The following is a 17,697-nucleotide window of genomic DNA, read 5'->3' as shown; positions in this document are numbered from 1 at the left end:
GTGAGCATGCCACCGCCGCCCTCGGAGGGGAAGGGGTCGCGCCGCCCGCCTTGGGCGGATCGTCGGAAGACGCATGTCCGGGGATCACCACCGGTTAACGGAGCCGCGCCCGTCCTGAGCCGCCGGGCGATCCGCGGTCAGTCCGCCGGGCGTTCGATCAGATGCCTGAACGCGTCCAGGTTGCGCGTGGACTCGCCGCGGGACACCCGCCAGGCGTACTCCTTGCGGATCGAGGAGGCGAAGCCCAGTTCCAGAAGGGTGTTGAAGGCGCCGTCGGCCGCTTCCAGGACCTGACCGAGGAGGCGGTCGATCTCGTCGGGGGTGACGGAGGCGAGGGGCAGCCGGGCGGTGACGTAGATGTCGCCGAGGCGGTCGACGGCGTAACTGACGCCGTAGAGCTTGAGGTTGCGCTCCAGGAGCCAGCGGTGGACGCCCGCCTCGTTCTCGTCGGGGTGCCGGACGACGAAGGCGTTGAGGGAGAGGGAGTGGCGGCCCACGCGGAAGGAGACCGTCGTGGAGAGCTTGCGGGTGCCGGGGAGCTTGACCACGTAGGTGCCGGGCTCGGGGCTCTCCCACTCCAGTTCGGCGTCCTTCAGGGCAGCTTCCAGGACCTGTCCGACCGCCTTCTCGCCCTCAGCCATGGTGGGAGCGTACGCGACGGCGGTGGGACTGGGTCGCGGCCGTGTAGACGTCGGCGGTCGCGGCGGCCGCCGTGTCCCAGCCGAAGGACCGGGCGTGGCGGGCGGCGGCCTCGCCCATGCTCGCCGACAGGGACGGATCGTCGGCGAAACGGCGCAGCACGCGCGCGTAGTCGGCCGGATCGTGACCGGGCACGAGGAAGCCGGTGCCGCCGTCGCGCACGGCCACCGGCAGCCCGCCGACCGAGGCCGCGAGCACCGGCGTACCGGCCGCCTGCGCCTCGATGGCGACCAGGCCGAAGGACTCGCTGTAGGACGGCATCACGAGCACGGACGCGGCCCGGAACCAGTCCGCGAGCTGCTCCTGGCCGACCGGCGGGCGGAACCGTACGACGTCCGCGACGCCGAGCCGCGCGGCGAGCTTCTGCAGGCCCTCCGGCTTGGCGAGCCCGCTGCCGCTCGGGCCGCCGACGACCGGGACGAGGATGCGGGAGCGGAGCTCGGGACGCTCGTCGAGCAGGACGGCCACCGCGCGCAGGAGGACGTCCGGTGCCTTCAGGGGCTGTATGCGGCCGGCGAAGAGCGGGATCAGGGCGTCCTGCGGCAGACCGAGGCGGGCGCGGGCGGCGGCGCGGCCGTCGGCCGGGCGGAAGCGGTCGAGGTTGACGCCCGGGTGGACGACGGCGACCTTCGCGGGGTCGGCCGTGTAGTGCCGTACCAGCTCGTCGGCCTCCTCCTCCGTGTTGGCGATGAGCCGGTCGGCGGCGGCCACGATCTGGGTCTCGCCGATGACCCGGGCGGCGGGCTCGGGCGAGTCCCCGTCGGCCAGGTTGGCGTTCTTGACCTTGGCCATGGTGTGCATCGCGTGCACCAGCGGCACGCCCCAGCGCTGGGCGGCGAGCCAGCCGACGTGGCCGGAGAGCCAGTAGTGGGAGTGGACGAGGTCGTAGTGGCCGGGGCGGTGACCGGCCCAGGCCTGCATCACGCCGTGCGTGAAGGCGCACAGCTGGGCCGGGAGGTCCTCCTTGGCCAGGCCCTCGTAGGGTCCCGCGTCGACGTGCCGGACGAGGACGCCGGGGGCCAGCTCGACCGTGGGCGCGAGACCGCCGGCCGTGGCCCGGGTGAAGATCTCGACCTCGATGTTGATCGCGGCGAGCCGCTGGGCCAGCTCCACGATGTAGACGTTCATGCCGCCGGCGTCGCCGGTGCCGGGCTGGTGGAGCGGAGAGGTGTGCACGGAGAGCATCGCGACCCTGCGGGGCCGGCGGAGCAGACGGAGCCGTGACGCGGCCGACGGGGAGCGTCGCCCGAGCCTGCTGACGTACTGGCTCACGTGGCGGTCCTCCTTGCTGCGGGCATGCCGGACGGAGGACCGACCGCGCCCTCCACGGTGGTGCAACAGCGGACGGGTGCTCCGCCATTTCCCGAACAGGCGGCTTTACTCAATCATTACCTTCGGAGGGTGGCGGCCCTCCACCGGGGGGTGCGGGTACGCCACGGCCGGCCCGCTTACCCTCGTAGACATGACAGCCCGCGCAGCGACCCGCCCCGTGGGAGCGGTGACGCGCGGGACGACCAATCCCAACCGGCTGCGCCGCATGGACCGCTGGATCGCCGCCACCCACGGCGGGGAGCTCCGGCGCGCCGGCGATCCGCTCGCCGTCGACCTCGGCTACGGCGCCGCCCCCTGGACCGCCGTGGAACTGCTCGGGCGGCTGCGCACCGTCGCACCCCGCGCCCGCGTCGTCGGCATCGAGATCGAGCCGGAGCGGGTCACCGCCGCACGGCCGTACGAGCGCGAGGGGCTGACCTTCCGGCACGGCGGCTTCGAGGTCCCCGTGCCCGGCCGGCCGCTGCTCATCCGGGCGGCCAATGTGCTGCGCCAGTACGACGAGGCCGAGGTCGCCGCCGTCTGGGAGCGGCTGTGCGCGCGGCTCGCCCCGGCGGGCGGCGGCTCGCGCGGCGGGCTGCTGGTCGAGGGGACGTGCGACGAGATCGGGCGGCGGCACGTGTGGGTGGCGCTCGGTCCGGAGGGGCCGCGGACGGTGACGTTCGCGACCCGGCTGGGCTCCCTGGAGCGGCCCTCCGACCTGGCCGAGCGGCTGCCGAAGGCGCTGATCCACCGCAACGTCCCCGGCGAGCCCGTGCACGCCTTCCTGCGGGACTTCGACCGCGCCTGGGCCGCCGCCGCGCCCTACGCCTCCTACGGCGCCCGCCAGCGCTGGCTGCGCGCGGTACGGGACCTGACGGCCGACTGGCCGGTCACGGACTCCCCGGCCCGCTGGCGGCAGGGCGAAGTGACGGTGGCGTGGCGGGCGTTGGCGCCGTCGGGCTGACGTCACCCGTTCGGGGGCGGCGGGGCGGAACGATTCCCGTGCGCCGCTCGTCACACCGGCGGGAGATCGCCGAGCCCGGCGGACACGGGGGACAGCCACCTGCGCCGGCCGCTTCCGCGACCGCTGCCGCCGGCTGCCCGTGCCGTCGGCCTCTGTCGCTTTGTGCCGCGGCATGGCACCATCCCCGGAGCACCGTAAGTTACTGACGGTAAATCAGCTTGGGGGCATGTGTGATGGGCTGGGGCAAGCGCGGCATCCTCTCGGCCGCCGTGACCGTGGTCTGCGCGGTGACCGTGCTGGGCGCACCCGGCACGGCCTTCGCCGCCCCGGCGCCCACACCGAGCGCGTCCCCGACTCCCCCGCCGGACAAGGATCTGGAGAAGGTCCGCGAGAGGCTCGACAAGCTCTACCACGACGCGGCCGTCGCCACCGACGCCTACAACGCGGCCGAGGAGAAGGCCAAGCAGCAGTCCGCCGCGATCGTCGCGCTGGCGAAGAAGATCGACGAGGGGCAGCAGCGGCTCGCCCGGCTCAGGAACCAGGCGGGCGCGGCCGCCCGCGAGCAGTACCGCACCGGCGGAGTGCCGCCCACCGCCCAGTTCCTGCTCAGCGACGATCCCGGCCAGGTCCTGGACGGGGCCGGACTGGTGCTGCAGGGCCAGCGGGCGACGAAGTCCCTGATCGGGGAAGTGTCCGGCACCCAGAAGCAGTTGCAGGGCTACGCCGACGACGCCGCCGAGCAGTGGAAGAAGCTGGACGCGGAGCGCAAGGCCAAGGCCACCGCCAAGAAGAAGATCCAGCAGCAGATCTCCGCCGCCGAGAAGCTCCAGTCGGAACTGGAGAAGAAGGACCGGGAACGGCTCGCCGAGTTGGAGCAGCAGGACGCGCTGAAGGCGCAGACGAAGTGGCTCGGCACCGGGATCCTCAAGAAGATCCACGGCGTGGCGTCCGCGCAGGGCGAGAAGGCCGTCGCGTTCGCCACCGCCCAGCTCGGCAAGCCGTACGTGTGGGGCGCCGAGGGCCCGAAGGCCTACGACTGCTCAGGGCTGACCTCCCAGGCATGGGCGGCGGCCGGCCACCCCATCCCGCGCACCTCGCAGGAGCAGTGGAAGCAGCTCAAGCACGTCGACGTGAAGGACATGCGCCCCGGCGACCTCGTCATCTACTTCGACGACGCCAGCCATGTCGCCATCTACGTCGGCGACGGCGCGGTCATCCAGGCCCCCCGCCCGGGCCGCACGATCACGGTCGCGGGCGCCGGCTCGATGCCGATCCTGGGGATCGTGCGACCGGACGCGTGAGCCAGGTCATGTGACGCCCGCCATTCCTCCACACGACACACGCGACGCACACGATGTGACCCAGTCCACCTCCAACCGCCGTGCACACCGGGGCGGTACGTGAGCTTCGTCATCCCCTCCGCCGGGTCGTCCTGTCCAACTGTCGTACGGAAAGCGGCATATGACAGCGGCCTGCGCGGGAGCGACCCGGCTCACACCATTCCATCGGGGCGGGAGCACCCGCTATGGTCCCGGTCGGTGGGTCGAGACCCCTCGACACCGCCGTGCCCTCGGGGGGAGGGAAGGAACCCAGACGATGCCCGTACCCGTACCGCGGCAGAGAGCGATCCCGGCCGTGGAGAGTGGTCAGGCGCAGGCCGCCCCGGTTGCCGACGGCCCCCTCAAGGAAGAGGCCCACCGCGACGCCACGCCCGTGAACGGCACCGGCGCCACTCTCACACTGCTGCTGATCGAGGACGATCCGGCCGCCTCGCCGATCGTGCCCGACCTGCTGGACCCCTCCGGCAAGCCGATCCGCGTCCGCACGGCCCGGAACCTCACCGAGGCCGGGCGGCTGCTCACCGACGACGTCCACTGCATCCTGCTGGACCTGGCGCTCCCGGCGCCGGGCGGCAGCGACAGCGACGACGAGCTGGCCGTGCTCAGGCACGTCCTCCAGCTCGCGCCCCGGCACGCCGTACTCGCGCTGACCGCCTCCGGCGACGCCGAGCGCGGCGCCGAGGCCGTGCGCGTGGGCGCGCAGGACTATCTCTTCCGGGACGAGCTGGACGGCCGGCTGCTCAGCCGCGCCATCCGCTACGCCGTGGAGCGGAAACGGTCCGACACGGCCGAGCGGCGGCTGGCCGAGGGCCGGCTGCGCGCGCAGGAGAACCGCCGCCTGGAGCGCGGGCTGCTGCCCACGCCCCTGCTGGAGGGCTCCGCGCTGCGCTTCGCCGCCCGCTACCGGCCCGGCCGCTCGCGCGCCCTGCTCGGCGGCGACTTCTACGACGCCGTGCGCACGCCCGACGGCACCGTGCACGCCATGATCGGCGACGTCTGCGGCCACGGCCCGGACGAGGCCGCGCTCGGCGTGGAGCTGCGCATCGCCTGGCGGGCGCTGACGCTGGCGGGCCTGTGCGGCGACGAACTGCTCGGCACGCTCCAGGAGGTGCTGGAGCACGAACGCGCCGACGAGGAGATCTTCGCGACGGTGTGCACGGTGGACATCGCCTCGGACGGCCGCCGTGCGGGCCTGTGCCTGGCCGGCCACCCGGCCCCGCTGCTCGCCCGCCCGGGCCACCCGGCGCGGCTGCTGCCGTACGACAACAACGGCCCCGCCCTCGGTCTGCTCCCCGGCGCCCGCTGGCCGCGGATGGAGGTGGAGCTGGGCGCCGAGTGGAGCCTGATGCTCTACACCGACGGCCTGATCGAGGGCCGGGTCGGCGAGGGCGGCGAGCGGCTCGGCCAGGACGGCATGCTGCGGATGATCCGCCGGCAGCTGTCCGAGGGCCTGCACGGGGAGAACCTGCTGCGGGCCGCGGTGAGTGAGGTGCGGGATCTCAACGGCGGGGAGCTGACGGACGACGTGGCGGTCGTCCTGCTGGACCGGGCGCCGTAAGGGGTGCTTCGCCGGGGCCGGGCGCGGGTTCGTCGCGCGGTTCCCCGCGCACCAGGTCGGTCAGCCGCGGCATGCCTGAAGGGGGCGCGGGGAAGCGCGGCGAAATGCCCTCAGCGCCCGCCGTTCCAGGGGCCGTAGGGGCCGTCGCTGCTGCTTCCCCTGCGGCGGCGGAAGCCCTTCCCGCCCGAGACCTGCTGAAGCGCCGGCCGCACGTCCACGAAGAAGACGATCGTGGCGACCAGGCCGGCCAGCTGCAGGAACAGCATGGGGACGAACAGGTTCACGGCGACCGCGACGCCGAGGATGATCAGCCAGAAGCCCTTGTTCTGCTTGTCCGCGGCGCGGTACGCGTCCTCACGGAAGATCGCGGCCATCACGAACGCCACGATGGCGAGTGCCAGCATGGCGGTGAAGATCAGCCACATCACTCCGCCGACTGCTGTCATCAGCACAATGCCCACCACCCGAGTCGAGTCGTCCGTACAGCCACCGTACCCGTACAACGGGCCGGGCACCCCCAAGGTGCCCGGCCCGTTGTGACCTGCCCCGCCGCGGTCACTTGGCCGGAGGCGTCGTCTTCTTCGCGGGGGTGGCCTTGCGGGCGGCCGGGGTCTTCTTCGCCGCCGGCTTCCTGTCCTCCGCGGGCTCGGCCGCGGCCGCGGCCGGCTTCGGCTCGTCCCCGGCCGGCTCGGACCTGCCCTCGACGGTGATCGCGAGCTCCTCGATCTCCTCGGCGGCCTCGCCGCGCCAGTTCTTCACGGCCTGCTCGCCGTGCTCGGCGACCTTCTCGTAGGTCTCCCGGGCCTTGACGGCGTACTCGGCGGCGACGCCCACGCCGCGCAGGGCCAGGTCCTGAGCCTGCTCACCGAGCTTCTTCAGGTCGACGTCGAGGGTGCCGATGAACTCGTTGACCTTGGTCTGGAGGTTCTCCTGCGCCTCCTTGGCCCGGGCGGCGGCCTTCTCCTGCACGGCCTTCGGGTCGGTGTTGCGCACGGCCTCGATGCGGGCCGGGGCCTCGGCACGCAGCTGCTCGACCAGGGCGGGCACCTTCTTGGCCTGCTGGAGGGCGAGGTCGGCGGTGCCGGCGGCGAAGTAGAGGGGGGTCGGGTCGCTGAAGGTCTTGCGCAGGTCGTCGGTGATGGCCATGGTGATCAGGTCCTCCCGGATTCGCGTTCGGCTGAGGTTGGTGTGGTCCGCGGTGGGGCGGCCGGCGCCCTGGTCCGGTTACCCGGCCGTCCGCCGCGGACCGGCATCGGCATCGTGTCCGTCGGCCCCGCCGGTGCCGTGCACGGCGGTGTCGCCCGCTCCCTGTGCCATGTCCTCGGCCACCTCGGCCACGGCGGGCTCGCCGATCCCGAATCCGTTCTCCTTGCGGAAGGACTCGTAGATCTGGAGCAGCACCTGCTTCTGCCGCTCGTTCAGCGAGGGATCGGCGAGGATGACGGCGCGCGTCTCCACTTCGTCCCGGTCCCGCTCGGCGTCGAGGATCCCGGCGCGGACGTACAGCGTCTCGGCGGAGATGCGCAGGGCCTTGGCGACCTGCTGGAGCACCTCCGCGCTGGGCTTGCGCAGCCCGCGCTCGATCTGGCTCAGGTAGGGATTGGACACCCCGGCGGCGTCGGCGAGTTGCCGCAGCGACAGCTGGGCGTTCCGCCGCTGTTCGCGCAGGTACTCACCGAGGTTGCCGACGTTCAGCGATGCCATGCCTCCACCTTGCCCCACCCTCGCTAACAATTGCAAGCACCCTGCTTGCAAGAGTGTGTCGCGGAGTGGGGCACGGGACGGCCGGGGGCTACCGGGCGAGGGCGGACGGCTGGTTCAGGCGGGTCAGCTTGCCGGGGTTGCGGACCACGTGGATGCGGGTGATCCGGCCGTGCTCCACCGTGAGGCTCACCGCGCTCGGTTCGCCGTCGAACTCGACCCGGCCGGCCGGTGTGCCGTTGAGCCACACGGCCGCCGTCTCCAGCGTGTCCACCACCCGGTGTGCGCGCGCGAGCACCTCCGCGACCGGGCCGGCGCCGTGGAACGGAACCAGCGCGGCGGCGACCACCCCTCCCCCGTCGGTGACCATGACCACGTCCGGGGCCATGAGCTCCAGCAGCTCCTGCAGCTGCCCGGTGCGCAGCGCGGCCAGGAAGCGCTCCACCACGGCCTGCTGCTCCGAGCGGCTCACCCGCACGCGCGGGCGCCGGGCCGCCACGTGCGCGCGGGCCCGCCGCGCGATCTGCCGTACCGCGGCCGTCGTCTTGCCGACCGCCTCGGCGATGTCGCCGTAGCTCAGCTCGAAGACCTCGCGGAGCACGAACACGGCGCGCTCGGTGGGCCCGAGGGTCTCCAGTACGGTCAGCACCGCGATCGAGACGCTCTCCGCGAGTTCGATGTCCTCGGCGACATCGGGGCTGGTCAGCAGGGGTTCCGGCAGCCATTCGCCGACGTACTCCTCGCGGCTGCGGGCGAGGCTGCGCAGCCGGTTGAGCGCCTGCCGGGTGACGAGCCGGACCAGGTACGCCCGCCGGTCGCGCACCTGCGCCTGGTCGACGCCGGCCCACCGCAGCCAGCTCTCCTGCAGCACGTCCTCGGCATCGGCCGCCGAGCCGAGCATCTCGTAGGCGACCGTGAAGAGCAGGCTGCGGTGGGTGACGAACGGATCCTGCGTCATGCCGTCGGCGCCGTCCCGCGGTCCGCGGAACGAGCGGCCAGGGGGATCGGGCAGGCCTCGGAGTAGCCCTGCGAGGTGATCCCGTGCGCCGTGTTGCACCTGGCCGCCATGTTGGCGAACCCGATGAACGCGGTGAGTTCGACCAGCGCCGCCGGGCCGAGCCGGTCGAGCAGGCTCGCCGACAGCTCGTCGGTGACGGCCGACGGTGTGACCGTCATGGCCTCGGCGTACTCCAGCACATCCCGCTCCAGCGGCGTGAACACCTCCGACTCCCGCCAGCGCGGCACCTGGCTCGCCTTGGTCAGGTCCAGGTCCTGGTGCAGCGCGAGGAAGTAGTTGATGTCGAGGCACCAGCTGCAGCCGACCTGGGCCGCGACGGCCATGTGCGCGAACGTCTTCAGGCTCGCGTCGGCCGCGTCCCACGTGGCCGCACTGGCCGAGAACTCCTGGTTGGCCTCGGCGAGTTTCGGGTTGTGCCACAGCACCGCGAAGGGCTCGGGCACCTTGCCGACCTGCTTGATCAGGTTCTCCTCCAGCTCGGCGGGCAGTTCTGCCTTCGGAACGCGCAGCGTCATCGTCTTCTCCCTGTGGGGTTGTTCCGTACGGCCGTCGTACGAGCGCCTGTCCGGCCGTTCGGCATGAAGACACCGCCGGGGCCGGGGATGTGACACCCCGGCAGACCCCGTCACCACCGCCGCTGGGAACCCACCGGCTCCTCCTGTTCCAGCAGCCGGTGCTGGGAGATGAGGTAGCCGAGTTCGGCGCGGCTACGGCTGCCCAGGATCTCGGCGACCTTCTTGATGTGCGCGGAGACCGTGCGGGAACTCACGCCCAGGCGGGCCGCGATCGTCTCGTCGGTGTGGCCGGTGACGACCATGCGCAGCATGGTGGCCCGGACCCGGTCGGCCAGCAGATCGGGGCGGTGCTGCTCGGGGACGATGGAGACGGGCTGGGCCCGGTCCCACATGTGGTCGAAGACCTTCACCAGGAAGGCGACGGCACCGGGGTGCCGGACGGCGAGCGCCGCGGTCTTGCGCTCCGGGATGCCGGGGATGAAGGCGACCGTGCGGTCGCAGATGATGACGCGTTCGAAGATCTCGTCCAGGGTGCGCACCTCCGCGCCCTCGGCCGTCACGCGTTCTATGTAGGCGAGGGTCGGCTGGTGGGAGCGGACGCTGTGCTGGTACAGCGTCCGCTGGGTGACGCCGCGCCGCACGAGCGCGAGGTCACGGGGCAGCGCCTCGGCGAGCAGGGCCGGCGAACGGCCGCCGCCCGGCTGCGCCGTGAGCAGCTCCTCCCCGCACGCCTCCACGGCCAGCCGCAGCGACTGGCTGATCACGTCCGCACCGCGCAGGGACTCGATGGGGGCGCCGGTGTCGTGCTGCGCCCGGTGATAGAGGCTTTCCGCGGCCACGAAAGAGGACCGCAACGACGCCAGCGTGTTCTGGCGGTGTTCGATCTCCAGGACGACGGACCGGGAAAGCTCCGCCTCGGCGACCTTCGGGGGGATCGGGACATAGAATCCGTCGACGCCCGGCATGGGACGCAGCAGCCCGAAGTCAAGGAGACACGCGGGTACCTCTCCCGATATTGTTCCATCGTTCAGGGCTTCGCGATAACGCTCCAGGCCCTGCGCGCAGAAGTACACCCCATGCGGAGATCCAGCGGCGCCGTTTCCGCCGTTGTACTTCTCCTCGATGCCCTTTTCCTGGCACATATGTCCCCCCTTCGTGTTGCCGCGTTGCGTGATCCCGACGTCTTGTCACCCTCGCAACTCCCCCCGCGCCCCAGCATGCTGATCACGAGGGTACGGCGCGGCCGAACAGTGCTCTGCCAGGAAGTTTCGGTCCACCTAGGGACCGCGGCTGATCATTGCCGCCCGCTCGGCCAGATATGACTAAACGTGAAACTAATCACAGAGGAGAGGTATCGAAGATGTTCCAGACCGCCCGGTACGGCCGTTTCTACACCGCCCTTGCCGTGACCTTCACAGCCGACTGCGACGACTCCGCCTGGGGCTGATCCCGGCCAGAAAGAGAATCTGCGCCACCAGACACGCCTGTATCACGCAATCACTACCCACGGGTAGTTTACGAAATTCTTTCGCCGGATCTAGCAGATTCCCTAGGAAGGCAACTCCGGCCCCTCGCGGGTAAAAGAAGTTTCACTGAACACCGGCTTTCGGGAGGAAACACGGCATGGCCAGCGAGGCGTACGACGTCGTGGTCGCCGGTGGCGGTCCCGCCGGGCTGATGACCGCGGCCCTGGTGGCCGGGCGGGGCCACCGGGTGCTGCTGCTGGAGCGCGAGCCGTGTCCGGGGCTCCTGGACGGCGTGGAGGTGCGGCAGCGGTGCGCCGCCGTCAACGTGGTGGTCGAGAACGGGCGGGTGGCCGGGCTGCGCCACCGCCCGGACGGCGGCCCGGGCCGCACCGTGCGGGCCCGCTGGGTGGTGGACGCCTCGGGCGGCGACAGTCTGTTGCGCCGTCATGTCGCGGGCGTCCAAGGGCCGTCCGGACTGGCCGTGTACGCCTGCTTCGAGACCGCCGGCGGCGCGGCGGGCGGCCCGCGGCGCTTCCCCTTCGCCGGCGGCTGGTTCCGGGTCGCGCCGGCCGGTGGCGGGCTCGTCCGGGTCGGGGTGGTGGTGCGGCGGGACCTGGCGGACCGGGTGCGCGAGGATCCCGAGGGCGCGCTGCCGGCCTTCGCCGCGTCGTGCCCCCCGGTCAGGGACCTCCTGGCGGGAGCCACCCGGGTGCGCGAGGGCCGCCACGGGGGGATCCGGATGCGCCCGCACTGGTCGTACGCCGACGACCGGCTGTGGCGTCCAGGGATGGTGCTGGTCGGCGACGCCGCGTGCGGTGTCGAACCGGAACCGGCGCTGGCGCACGGGACACACCTGGCCTGCCACGGCGCCGGCCTCCTGGCCCGCGCCCTCGACGGGTTCCTGTGCGGGACGTCGGCCGAGGAGGAGGCCTTCACGGAGTTCGAGCGGCGCTACCGGCAGGCGTACGCCGAGGCGCTCCACGCCACGCCCCCAGGGGCCCCAGCCGGTGACGAGGGCGCGGGGCCCGGTCGGATGACGAGGGTGCCGGCGCTCGGTCGCTGACGAGGGCTGGGGGCTCGGTCGGATGACGGGGCCGTCGGGACTCGGTCGGTGACGAGGGTGTCGGGACTCGGTCGGTGAGGAGGGCTGGAGGCGCCGTCGGTGAAGGGCTGGAGGCTCGGTCGGTGACGAGGCCGTCGGGACTCAGTCGGTGGCGAGGCCGTCGGGGCTCGGTCAGGGACGAAGGGCTGGGGGCTCAGTCGGTGACGAGGTCGTCGGGGGCGGATCGGGCCAGTTCGACGAGCACGCCTAGCGCGTGGGACAGGACGTCCGGCCGTGGCGAGGCGAGACCCAGGCGGATGGCGTTGGGGGCGTGGCTGCCGCCGACGGTGAACGCGGCGGCGGGCACGACCCCGATGCCGTGCCGCGCGGCGGCGGCGACGAACGTGTCCGCGCGCCACGGGCGGGGCAGTTGCCACCAGCAGTGATAGGAGAGCGGATGGCTCCGCACGGCGAAACCGGCGAGGTGCCGGCCCGCGATCTCCTGCCGTACCGCCGCTTCCCGCTGCTTGGCGTCCACCAGCTTCTTCACGGTGCCGTCCTGCTGCCAGCGGTGGGCCGCCTCCAGGGCGAACCGCATGGGGGCCCAGCCGCCCGAGCGCAGGGACGCCGCGATCTCACTGGACAGGGCGTGCGGTGCCACCGCGAAGCCCAGGGTGAGGCCGGGGGCGATGCGCTTGGAGAGGCTGTCGATCAGAACGGTCCGCTCCGGGGCGTGGGCGGCGAGCGGCGGCAGCTCGTCACGCAGGAAGGCCCAGATGGCATCCTCGACCGCCACCAGGTCCAGCCTTCCCAGGACCTCGGCCAGCTTCTCCACCCGCCACTCGGGCATGGTGAGCGTCAGCGGGTTGTGCAGCCTCGGCTGCACATAGACGGCGTGCAGCGGGGCCGCCGCGTGGGCCTCCTCGACCGCCTCCGGGACGAGCCCGGCGTCGTCCATGGCCAGCGGGACGAGCGTGATGCCGAGCCGGCCGGCGACCGCCTTGATGACGGGGTACGTCAGCTCCTCCACACCGAGCCGCCCGCCCGGCGGCACCAGCGCGGCGACGACGGCCGAGATGGCCTGCCGCCCGTTGCCGGCGAACAGGATCCGCGCGGGGTCGGGGCGCCAGCCGCCACGGGCGAGGATGTCGGCGGCGGACTCCTGGACCGCGGGAAGTCCCGCCGTGCCGACCGGCTGCAGGGCGTACCCCAGGGCGTCGGGCCGCAGCAGGGCGCCGAGCCCTTCGGCGAGCAGCGCGCTCTGTTCGGGTACGGCCGGGTAGTTCAGTTCGAGATCGATCCGGCCGGCCGCCGGCTCGGTCAGCGCGGGGCCGGCCGGACCGGACCAGGCGGACCCCGCGCGCACGAACGTGCCGCGTCCCACCTCGCCCACCGTCAGACCGCGCCGGGCCAGCTCCTGGTACACGCGCGTGGCGGTGGAGTTGGCGATGCCGTGCTGCCGGGCGAACTCGCGCTGCGGGGGGAGCCGGTCGCCGGGCCGCAGGACGCCGGTCCTGATCTCCTCGGCCACCGCGTCGGCGACGCTCTGATAGTCCTTCACGACCGCGCTCCCCTCGTCCGTGCGGGTGAGCTCCATCCAACCACAGCATTGCACTCAGTGCAATGTATCGGTTGCATCGAGCTATTGCCCTGCCATACGCTCCAGGCATTGCCCCGAGGTCAGGAAGGGAGTCCTGGGCTCAGTGAACTCGACGACGCGAACCCGGTCACCACTCGGGCACGCCCCCGCCCTTCTGCCCGACTGCCGTCGCTGCGGCTTCAACTCTCGCCTGATCAGGCAGGACGCGATCGCCGACACACTGCGCGCCTACTGCGCGGCCTGGCAGCGACTGCTGCTCGCCCCGAGACTCGGCTGCCGCCGCAGGGGTGCACCCGCCTGGTCACCCCTGGAGTGCGGCTGCCACGTCCGGGACATGTGCCTGTTGTTCCACCTCCGCCTCGATGCAATTCTGGGGCAATCACCGATTGCACCGAGCGGTCCGGACGGTACGCCGACGACCGGGGCCGTCTCCGACTGCCCCCACCCACTCCCCCCTTACCGGGACGAGGAGCCACGCCGCGTGGCCGAGGAGCTGGAGCGGGCCGCCGAGGCCCTGGCACGCCGTCTGGCCACGCTCACCGCCGACGACTGGGACCGCGACGATCCGCGCCTCGCGGACCCCCGGCTCACCGTCGACTTCTTCACCCGCCACCTCCTGCACGACATCGCGCACGACCTCGGCGAGGCCGTCCGCGACGACGGCGCCGACGCGGCGCACACACAGAACGCAGCACGACGCAACAGCGAATGAGGGGTTTTCATGGTTGAACTGAGCGGGATCCTCGGTGTGTCGGTGGTGGCACTCGGCATGGTGCTGACCCCCGGCCCGAACATGATCTATCTCGTCTCCCGCAGCATCACCCAGGGCCGGCGCGCCGGGATGATCTCCCTCGGCGGTGTGGCGCTGGGCTTCATGATGTACCTGCTCGCCGCGAACCTGGGCCTCTCGGTCGTCTTCCTCGCGGTGCCCGAGCTGTACGTCGCCGTGAAACTGGCCGGCGCCGGCTACCTCGCCTACCTCGCGTGGAACGCGCTCAAGCCGGGCGGCATCTCCGTGTTCGACCCGCAGGACGTGCCGCACGACTCACCGCGCAAGCTGTTCACCATGGGCCTGATGACGAACCTGCTCAACCCGAAGATCGCCATCATGTACCTCTCCCTCATCCCCCAGTTCATCGACCTGCACAAGGGTCACGTCCTCCTTCAGGGCATCATCCTCGGCTCGTTCCAGATCGTGGTCAGCATCGCGGTCAACATGACCATCGTGCTCGCCGCCGGCACGATCGCCGTCTTCCTCTCCCGTCGCCCCTCCTGGCTGAAGGTGCAGCGCTACATGATGGGCACGGTCCTCGGCGCCCTGGCCGTCACCCTGGCCATCGACACCTCGGGCCCCGCCGTCACCAGCTGACGGAACTGACGGAACGACAAGGAGGGGGACACCGTTTCCGGTGTCCCCCTCGGGGCTGGCTGCCAGGCGGTTTCGGTGTACGGCGTCCATCCGGTCGGCTGTCAGGAACGGCAACGGCACGTCGAGGAGTGGATCGATTCGGTCCGTGGCATGTGGCTGGGCGGTCGGCGTCACGCGTGCCGGCCCAGCGCCCGCAGCGCCAGCCGGCCGCACAGCGCGGCGAGCGGCAGCTCGGCGCCGAGCGCCATGGCGACCGCGGTGGCGAAGTCGCCGCCCGGGGCCGCGGTCGTGGTGTCGAACCAGGCGTCCACCACAAGCAGCGTCGCGGTCGCGGCGGCTGCCAGGGCGTGCCGCCGGTCGCCGCGGGCGGCGAGGAGGCCGGTGGCGATCAGGCCGAGCGCCTCCAGCGCGTCGAGCCCGACCCAGGCGACCGGCCAGTGCGCCGCGGTCGCGGTGGCCGGCAGGCCGGTGGCCAGCACGTACAGCCACGGCAGCAGGGCGAGCCCGCAGGCGACCAGCAGCCGCCCGGCCCGCCGCATGCCCCGCGCCGGGCGCGGCTCCTCCGCCTCTTCGTGGAGCGGGATGACCTCGGCGCGGCCGAAGCCCTCGGCGCCGGCCAATTCGTCATTGCACGACACCCGTTGACGCATCGTCTTCCCCCGCTCCCCGCCGGCTCTCCCCTTCACGTCCTCCACCCTCCGCCGCACACGGGGGCGCCGTCAGTCACGCAGGGTTCCGACCCGGGGTGGAGAAAAGTGCACCCCCGAACCGGGCGGGAGCGTCATGGCACGGGGATGGCCTGCGGCTTTACCGTTTGACGCATGCAACTCACGACGTGGCTGCAGCTGGAACTGGGCCGGACGTTCCGCAGGGCGGGACACCGGACCGCGCTCGTCGCCGCCGGCCTGCCGCTCCACCTCGCCGTGGTGCCACTGTGGCTCTGGCTGGCCGGCGCGATAGCGGGGGCGCCGGCCGTGATTCCGCTGCCCGTGCTGCTCACGCTCTGGGTGACACCCCTGCTGACCGTCGGGCAGCGGCGGCGCTACCGGGCGCTCGCCGGCAAGGACCTCCCGCGCCCCGCCGCACCAGGGCCCGGACGCAACTGGAGGTCGGCGGTGCGCCGCCTGACCACGCGGGCCTTGTGGCGGCAGGTCTGCTACCACGCCGTGGCGGGTCCGCTGCTCGCCGTCCTGGACCTCGCCGTCCTCGCCGTCTGGGCCGCCGGTGTCGTGGCCGCCTCCCTCTACGTGTGGATCTGGGCGCTGCCCCCGCAGTGGCGGGTCACCGACCTCGGGTACACCACGCAGGCCGCGTACATCACCGCCGGCGGCCTCGCTCTGCTGTTCCTCGGGCCCCGGCTGACCGGCGCCCTGCTGCGGCTGGACAGCCGGACGGCCGAGGTCCTGCTCGGCCCCAGCCGCACGGAGAAGCTGGCCCGCCGGGTGGCCGACCTCGCCGAGAGCCGGGCCGGTGTGCTCGACGCCGCCGACGCCGAGCGGCGGCGGATCGAGCGCGACCTGCACGACGGCGCACAGCAGCGCCTCGTCTCACTCGCCGTCAACCTGGGCCTGGCCAGGTCCACCCTCGGCGACCTGCCGGAGGACGCCCGCAGGGTGATCGACGAGGCGCACCGCGAGGCGAAGGAGGCGATCGCCGAGCTGAACGACCTGGTGCGCGGCCTGCATCCGGCCGTCCTGGAGGACCGCGGCCTGGACGCCGCGCTGTCCGGGGTCGCCGCCCGCCTCCCGATCCCGGTGCGCGTGGCGGTGGACCTGCCGCGGCGCCCCTCACCCACGGTCGAGGCCGTCGCGTACTTCGTGGTCTCCGAAGCCCTGACGAACGTGGTCAAACACGCCCAGGCGACCCGGGCGGACGTGACCGTGGAGCGGATCGGGGAGACACTGCTGGTGGTCGTCGCGGACGACGGCGCGGGCGGCGCGGATCTCGCGGCGGCCGTGGGTGGCACCGGGCTCGCCGGGCTCGCCAAGCGCGTCGCGTCCGTCGACGGCACGTTCTCCTGCCGCAGCCCCGCCGGGGGCCCGACCGTCGTCACCGTGGAGCTGCCGTGCGCGCCGTGATCGCCGAGGATTCCCTCTTGCTGCGCATCGGCGTGGTCAAGGTGCTGGAGGCGGCCGGCTTCGAGATGTGCGCGCAAGTCGCCGACGCAGAAGGGCTGCTGGCAGCCGTCGAGGAGCACCGGCCCGACATCGCCCTGGTCGACGTGCGCATGCCGCCCGGTTTCACCGACGAGGGAGTGCGCGCCGCACTGGTGATCCGCCACCAGTACCCGCGTACCGCCGTGCTCCTGCTGTCGCAGTACGTGGAGGAGCGGTACGCCGCCGATCTGCTCGCCGCCAACACCTCGGGCGTCGGCTACCTGCTCAAGCAACGGGTCGCCGACGTCGAGGAGTTCACCGAGGCGGTACGCCGGGTGGCGGCCGGCGGCACCGCGCTCGACCCGCAGGTCGTCGCGCAGCTGCTGGTGCGCCGGCACAGCGATCCGCTCGACCGGCTGACACCGCGCGAGCGGGAGGTGCTGGAGCTGATGGCCGGCGGCCGGTCCAACTCCGGCGTCGCCGCCGAGCTGGTCGTGAGCGAGAGCGCGGTCGCCAAGCACATCAACAGCATCTTCACCAAGCTCGACCTGCCCAAGGCCGACGCCGACCACCGCCGCGTCCTGGCGGTGCTGCGCTTCCTGGGCGTTGCGACCGCATAGTGCGCGATCACGCCCCCATGCCCACTCGACAACGGTGCTGAGCAGCACTTGGCACCAGGGGGAGAAGTGTGCCGAGTTCGGTGAGGGAGTCGGACAGGTGATCCAAACGAAACCGCCTAGTCGCGGGCCGCGGTCAGGTGTTCGGCGTGTTCCTGCAGGGAGCGGACGCCGACGTCGCCGTGGTTGAGGGCGTCGATGCCCTGGACGGCCGCGGCCAGGGCCTGGACGGTGGTCAGGCACGGCACCGAGCGGGCCACGGCCGCGGTCCGGATGTCGTACCCGTCCAGACGGCCACCGGTGCCGTACGGGGTGTTCACGATCAGATCGACCTCGCCGTCGTGGATGAGCTGGACGATGGTCCGCTCCCCGTTCGGGCCCGTCCCCTCGGACTGCTTGCG

19 protein-coding genes are annotated in these 17,697 nt (G+C 72.5%); 8 read left to right on the top strand and 11 right to left on the bottom strand.

The window, feature by feature from the left end; translation table 11 throughout:
- Positions 1–137 precede the first annotated feature (137 nt).
- Positions 138–641 carry a type III secretion system chaperone family protein gene (locus IE244_RS10985; RefSeq protein ID WP_191872970.1) on the bottom strand — a complete coding sequence of 168 codons (504 nt, stop codon included), beginning with the start codon at positions 639–641 and terminating at the stop codon, positions 138–140.
- Entirely contained in the window at positions 634–1,971 is a 1,338-nt protein-coding gene (mshA, locus tag IE244_RS10980) for a D-inositol-3-phosphate glycosyltransferase (RefSeq protein ID WP_191872968.1), read from the bottom strand. Before mshA ends, IE244_RS10985 begins: the two co-directional genes overlap by 8 nt.
- A gap of 190 nt (positions 1,972–2,161) precedes the next feature.
- Here mshA and IE244_RS10975 point away from each other — a divergent pair, with 190 nt between their 5' ends.
- The 3 genes from IE244_RS10975 to IE244_RS10965 all read left to right on the top strand — a co-directional run bounded on the left by IE244_RS10975 (position 2,162) and on the right by IE244_RS10965 (position 5,872).
- A complete protein-coding gene (locus tag IE244_RS10975; RefSeq protein ID WP_191872966.1) occupies positions 2,162–2,974 on the top strand; it encodes a class I SAM-dependent methyltransferase in 813 nt (270 codons plus the stop codon).
- 233 nt (positions 2,975–3,207) lie between these two features.
- A complete protein-coding gene (locus IE244_RS10970; protein ID WP_191873686.1) occupies positions 3,208–4,275 on the top strand; it encodes a C40 family peptidase in 1,068 nt (355 codons plus the stop codon).
- A 295-nt stretch (positions 4,276–4,570) separates the two neighbouring features.
- The gene (locus IE244_RS10965; RefSeq protein ID WP_191872964.1) at positions 4,571–5,872 is read left to right on the top strand and encodes a PP2C family protein-serine/threonine phosphatase; all 1,302 of its coding nucleotides are present in this window, start codon (positions 4,571–4,573) and stop codon (positions 5,870–5,872) included.
- Positions 5,873–5,982: 110 nt separating this feature from the next.
- Here the strand turns inward: IE244_RS10965 and IE244_RS10960 are convergent, their stop codons facing one another.
- The 6 genes from IE244_RS10960 to IE244_RS10935 all read right to left on the bottom strand — a co-directional run bounded on the left by IE244_RS10960 (position 5,983) and on the right by IE244_RS10935 (position 10,248).
- Complete coding sequence (locus tag IE244_RS10960) at positions 5,983–6,318, bottom strand: DUF2516 family protein (RefSeq protein ID WP_373305735.1); 336 nt, start codon at positions 6,316–6,318, stop codon at positions 5,983–5,985.
- Between the two features lie 109 nt (positions 6,319–6,427).
- The gene (locus tag IE244_RS10955; protein ID WP_191872962.1) at positions 6,428–7,018 is read right to left on the bottom strand and encodes a hypothetical protein; all 591 of its coding nucleotides are present in this window, start codon (positions 7,016–7,018) and stop codon (positions 6,428–6,430) included.
- Between the two features lie 78 nt (positions 7,019–7,096).
- Positions 7,097–7,576 (bottom strand): helix-turn-helix domain-containing protein, encoded by a 480-nt coding sequence (locus IE244_RS10950; RefSeq protein WP_191872960.1) that lies wholly within the window; start codon positions 7,574–7,576, stop codon positions 7,097–7,099.
- An 88-nt stretch (positions 7,577–7,664) separates the two neighbouring features.
- Complete coding sequence (locus IE244_RS10945; RefSeq protein WP_191872958.1) at positions 7,665–8,531, bottom strand: RNA polymerase sigma-70 factor; 867 nt, start codon at positions 8,529–8,531, stop codon at positions 7,665–7,667.
- Positions 8,528–9,106: a carboxymuconolactone decarboxylase family protein gene (locus tag IE244_RS10940; protein WP_191872956.1), complete on the bottom strand. Its 579-nt coding sequence runs from the start codon at positions 9,104–9,106 to the stop codon at positions 8,528–8,530. Before IE244_RS10940 ends, IE244_RS10945 begins: the two co-directional genes overlap by 4 nt.
- A gap of 110 nt (positions 9,107–9,216) precedes the next feature.
- Complete coding sequence (locus IE244_RS10935) at positions 9,217–10,248, bottom strand: LuxR C-terminal-related transcriptional regulator (protein ID WP_191872954.1); 1,032 nt, start codon at positions 10,246–10,248, stop codon at positions 9,217–9,219.
- A gap of 481 nt (positions 10,249–10,729) precedes the next feature.
- Here IE244_RS10935 and IE244_RS10930 point away from each other — a divergent pair, with 481 nt between their 5' ends.
- Positions 10,730–11,635 (top strand): tryptophan 7-halogenase, encoded by a 906-nt coding sequence (locus IE244_RS10930; protein ID WP_191872952.1) that lies wholly within the window; start codon positions 10,730–10,732, stop codon positions 11,633–11,635.
- Positions 11,636–11,828: 193 nt separating this feature from the next.
- On the opposite strand, the gene IE244_RS10925 is transcribed toward IE244_RS10930, so the two are convergent.
- Complete coding sequence (locus IE244_RS10925; RefSeq protein ID WP_191873685.1) at positions 11,829–13,175, bottom strand: aminotransferase-like domain-containing protein; 1,347 nt, start codon at positions 13,173–13,175, stop codon at positions 11,829–11,831.
- 19 nt (positions 13,176–13,194) lie between these two features.
- Here IE244_RS10925 and IE244_RS10920 point away from each other — a divergent pair, with 19 nt between their 5' ends.
- Together IE244_RS10920 and IE244_RS10915 are read left to right on the top strand one after the other, a co-directional pair.
- The gene (locus tag IE244_RS10920; protein WP_308436259.1) at positions 13,195–13,926 is read left to right on the top strand and encodes a DinB family protein; all 732 of its coding nucleotides are present in this window, start codon (positions 13,195–13,197) and stop codon (positions 13,924–13,926) included.
- A 9-nt stretch (positions 13,927–13,935) separates the two neighbouring features.
- Complete coding sequence (locus IE244_RS10915) at positions 13,936–14,583, top strand: LysE family translocator (protein ID WP_191872948.1); 648 nt, start codon at positions 13,936–13,938, stop codon at positions 14,581–14,583.
- Positions 14,584–14,753: 170 nt separating this feature from the next.
- On the opposite strand, the gene IE244_RS10910 is transcribed toward IE244_RS10915, so the two are convergent.
- Entirely contained in the window at positions 14,754–15,269 is a 516-nt protein-coding gene (locus IE244_RS10910; protein WP_191872946.1) for a hypothetical protein, read from the bottom strand.
- 135 nt (positions 15,270–15,404) lie between these two features.
- Here IE244_RS10910 and IE244_RS10905 point away from each other — a divergent pair, with 135 nt between their 5' ends.
- Together IE244_RS10905 and IE244_RS10900 are read left to right on the top strand one after the other, a co-directional pair.
- Positions 15,405–16,661, top strand: coding sequence for a sensor histidine kinase (locus IE244_RS10905; RefSeq protein ID WP_191872944.1), 1,257 nt, complete (start codon positions 15,405–15,407; stop codon positions 16,659–16,661).
- On the top strand, positions 16,649–17,299 hold the full coding sequence (locus IE244_RS10900; protein WP_191872942.1) for a response regulator transcription factor: 651 nt from the start codon (positions 16,649–16,651) through the stop codon (positions 17,297–17,299). Before IE244_RS10905 ends, IE244_RS10900 begins: the two co-directional genes overlap by 13 nt.
- A 116-nt stretch (positions 17,300–17,415) precedes the next feature.
- Here the strand turns inward: IE244_RS10900 and IE244_RS10895 are convergent.
- A partial coding sequence (locus IE244_RS10895) for a hypothetical protein (RefSeq protein WP_191872939.1) occupies positions 17,416–17,697 on the bottom strand: 282 nt, incomplete at its 5' end.

The sequence above is a fragment of the Streptomyces filipinensis genome, assembly GCF_014649495.1.
Taxonomy (GTDB): domain Bacteria; phylum Actinomycetota; class Actinomycetes; order Streptomycetales; family Streptomycetaceae; genus Streptomyces; species Streptomyces filipinensis.
Note: the sequence above shows the minus strand (reverse complement) of the source record. Positions and strands in the feature narration are given on the sequence as shown.

Coding starts and splice junctions, on each gene's coding strand:
- IE244_RS10905 (WP_191872944.1), top strand. CDS start 15,405: ATGCAACTCACGACGTGGCTGCAGCTGGAACTGGGCCGGACGTTCCGC.
- IE244_RS10930 (WP_191872952.1), top strand. CDS start 10,730: ATGGCCAGCGAGGCGTACGACGTCGTGGTCGCCGGTGGCGGTCCCGCC.
- IE244_RS10945 (WP_191872958.1), bottom strand. CDS start 8,531: ATGACGCAGGATCCGTTCGTCACCCACCGCAGCCTGCTCTTCACGGTC.
- IE244_RS10975 (WP_191872966.1), top strand. CDS start 2,162: ATGACAGCCCGCGCAGCGACCCGCCCCGTGGGAGCGGTGACGCGCGGG.
- IE244_RS10965 (WP_191872964.1), top strand. CDS start 4,571: ATGCCCGTACCCGTACCGCGGCAGAGAGCGATCCCGGCCGTGGAGAGT.
- IE244_RS10915 (WP_191872948.1), top strand. CDS start 13,936: ATGGTTGAACTGAGCGGGATCCTCGGTGTGTCGGTGGTGGCACTCGGC.
- IE244_RS10970 (WP_191873686.1), top strand. CDS start 3,208: ATGGGCTGGGGCAAGCGCGGCATCCTCTCGGCCGCCGTGACCGTGGTC.
- IE244_RS10940 (WP_191872956.1), bottom strand. CDS start 9,106: ATGACGCTGCGCGTTCCGAAGGCAGAACTGCCCGCCGAGCTGGAGGAG.
- IE244_RS10950 (WP_191872960.1), bottom strand. CDS start 7,576: ATGGCATCGCTGAACGTCGGCAACCTCGGTGAGTACCTGCGCGAACAG.
- IE244_RS10985 (WP_191872970.1), bottom strand. CDS start 641: ATGGCTGAGGGCGAGAAGGCGGTCGGACAGGTCCTGGAAGCTGCCCTG.
- IE244_RS10960 (WP_373305735.1), bottom strand. CDS start 6,318: ATGACAGCAGTCGGCGGAGTGATGTGGCTGATCTTCACCGCCATGCTG.
- IE244_RS10955 (WP_191872962.1), bottom strand. CDS start 7,018: ATGGCCATCACCGACGACCTGCGCAAGACCTTCAGCGACCCGACCCCC.
- IE244_RS10935 (WP_191872954.1), bottom strand. CDS start 10,248: ATGTGCCAGGAAAAGGGCATCGAGGAGAAGTACAACGGCGGAAACGGC.